This window comes from Caballeronia mineralivorans PML1(12), from assembly GCF_001028175.1.
Lineage (GTDB): Bacteria > Pseudomonadota > Gammaproteobacteria > Burkholderiales > Burkholderiaceae > Caballeronia > Caballeronia mineralivorans.
The window spans coordinates 1-1,754 of the sequence record NZ_AEJF01000162.1 but is presented as its reverse complement, the minus strand read 5'-3'; the positions used below and the strand labels follow the sequence as shown (position 1 = coordinate 1,754).

Sequence of the window (1,754 nt, the reverse complement as noted above, 5' to 3'; positions counted from 1 at the left end):
CGTCGCGCTCGCACGCGGCAGCAGCGCGAGCGCGGCACGGCCGGCACGCTGCGTGACGTTGCGCTTGTCGAGCAGCAGAAACGGCAGCTCCGGCAAATTCCACTCTTGGGAGCGCACCGCCGGATCGCGCGGCGGCAGTAGGACGATCAATGTGCTCAAAGGCCGCTCTCTTGTTTTCGGAATCGAAAGTAATTGACTGTACTGCGACGTCGTTCCGATGGAACCCGTCTCAACGCATCAAAGCTGGTCGCGCACATACACGATACGCGTGGTATGCGTCGCCGGATCGCGATACAGCAAGGTCGTCCGGTCCACTTCCGCGCGCTCGTGCTGCACGCGGCCGTGGATCAGGAAGTATTTCGTGGTGACGTCCATCTGGCTTGTATCGATGCCGTCCGGCTTCACGCCCGCGCCGGTCAGCGCGAGCTGCACGTTGCCGACATCGTGGAAAAACACGGTCTCGCGGCGCGCGACAAACGCCTGCGCCTGCGACAGCGACATGCCGGGAACCGTCGCCGCGATCACTTCGGCCGACGCGGTGTTCATGTTCACCGATGTCGTGGTCGGCAGCACCGTCACAAACGGCCGCAAGCGCTCCACGGCTTCCGGTGAAAAACCGGGGACATCGAGCAGCGATTCCACGCTGATCATCTGCAGCGGCGCGACGGGCGCGTTGCTGTCGGCATCGGCGAGGCCGGGGTTGTCGGTGAAATTACCGCCGCCCGTTCCACCGCCTTGCGCGATCGCAGCCAGCGTTGCGGCCGGCGTGTTGTTGGCGGCTGCGCTCGTCGATTGCGCCTGGAACCGCGTCGCCGATTGCGCCAACCCGGCGCGAATCTGCAACGCGACGGTTTTCGCGAGCGACGCGTCGAGTCCGAGCAGCGTCAGCAGCTGCTGGAATGACTGAATCTCCTGCACGTTGATGACCAGCAAACCCGGCGTGGGCGTGGAGACCAGATTGCGCAGGTTGAACTTGGCCTGCGCGTCTTCAATCGAACCCGACAGATACGTCGAGGCGCCCTGCTGCGCCCGCACCTCGCCAATTTGCCCAAGAAAATCCGAGAGCCGCGTTTTCGCGATCGGCACCCCCCACACACCGCCAAGATACGTGACGGTCGGCGCGGAATCGGCTTCCGAGCGCAGGATCAGCCGGGTCCAGTCGAGCGCACTGCGCGCGATCCATTGCGCCTGCGAAAGTAACCGCTGGTTCTCGACACGGCGAACCTGCACTTCCTGACGCCACAGCAAGCCGGACACGATGATCGCCGACAATGCCACCACCAGCAGCGCGCTGATGATCGCGACGCCGCGCTGCTTTGAAGATCGCTTCGAAGACCGTTTTGCCTGACCCCATGAAGAACGCATCGTCATTCTCCGATCAGAAACACGCGCGTGATCGGCAGCGCGAGATTCTGCGCGCCAACCGCGATCTGAATGCCCGTCACCGCACGCGGCAACGGCGCGTTGCCGAGCTGCGGCACTTTCAGGTTATTGTCGTTCTGCGTGATTTGCGCCGTCACGTCGCCCATGCGCGTCGTCCAGCCGACTTTTGGCACGTACGCGCGCGTGGCGAAGACCGAGACGCCGCCCATCAGCGGTATCGCGCTCCAGCCGTCGGCACTGTCACTGTCTCCCGCCGATAACGCCCGCCGTACCTCGCCCACGTTACCGAGCGGCGGCGACGCAAAACGCACCACGCGGCCGTCGGTCAGCCGGTAGCGCACGACCTGCAAGCGCGGCGGCACGCCAGCCGC

The 1,754-nt window shown here is 64.7% G+C and carries 1 protein-coding gene and 2 pseudogenes; all 3 read right to left on the bottom strand.

Going from position 1 to position 1,754, the window contains the following annotated elements:
• Nucleotides 1-159 (bottom strand): annotated as a pseudogene (locus EOS_RS46450) (type II secretion system protein GspL); the annotation flags it as partial.
• 78 nt (nt 160-237) lie between these two features.
• On the bottom strand, nt 238-1,371 hold the full coding sequence (gene gspK, locus EOS_RS26930) for a type II secretion system minor pseudopilin GspK (RefSeq protein WP_047895242.1): 1,134 nt from the start codon (nt 1,369-1,371) through the stop codon (nt 238-240).
• A pseudogene (locus tag EOS_RS26925) lies at nt 1,368-1,754 on the bottom strand (hypothetical protein); the annotation flags it as partial. The pseudogene EOS_RS26925 and the gene gspK, both read right to left, overlap by 4 nt.